This window comes from Rhodococcus sp. Eu-32 (assembly GCF_003336925.1).
Classification (GTDB): domain Bacteria; phylum Actinomycetota; class Actinomycetes; order Mycobacteriales; family Mycobacteriaceae; genus Rhodococcoides; species Rhodococcoides kyotonensis_B.
Genome location: NZ_QGNK01000055.1, coordinates 1 through 605 on the forward strand (window position 1 = coordinate 1; position 605 = coordinate 605).

General features: G+C 63.8%; 1 protein-coding gene. It reads left to right on the forward strand.

Annotated elements, in window-relative coordinates:
* Window positions 1-605 (forward strand): FAD-dependent oxidoreductase (locus tag DK926_RS26275; protein ID WP_114332833.1); only part of this gene is annotated, 605 nt, incomplete at both ends.

Below are 605 nucleotides of genomic sequence, written 5' to 3' on the forward strand. Positions count from 1 at the left end.
CATCACGTCGTCATCATCGGCTCCGGGTTCGGCGGCCTGTTCGCAGCGAAACAACTGCGTAAGGCCAATGTCGACGTCACGCTGATCGCGAAGACCACCCACCACCTGTTCCAGCCACTGCTGTACCAGGTGGCCACCGGCATCCTCTCCGAAGGCGAGATTGCACCCTCGACCCGTCTGATCCTCAAGGACCAGCACAACGCGTCGGTCATCCTCGGCGAGGTCAACGCGATCGACCTCGAGAACAGAGTCGTCACCAGCCAGTTCCTCGAGCGCGTCACCGAGACCAGCTACGACAGCCTCATCGTCGCCGCAGGAGCAGGGCAGTCCTACTTCGGCAACGATCACTTCGCCGAATACGCCCCCGGCATGAAGACCATCGACGACGCCCTCGAACTCCGCGGCCGCATCATCGGCGCGTTCGACCAGGCCGAACTCGCCACCGATCCCGCCGAGATCGAGAAGCTCCTGACCTTCGTCGTCGTCGGCGCAGGCCCCACCGGCGTCGAAATGGCAGGACAGATCGCCGAACTCGCGAACAAGACTCTCGACGGCACCTTCCGCCACATCGACTCCCGCAGCGCGAAGGTCATCCTCCTCGACGC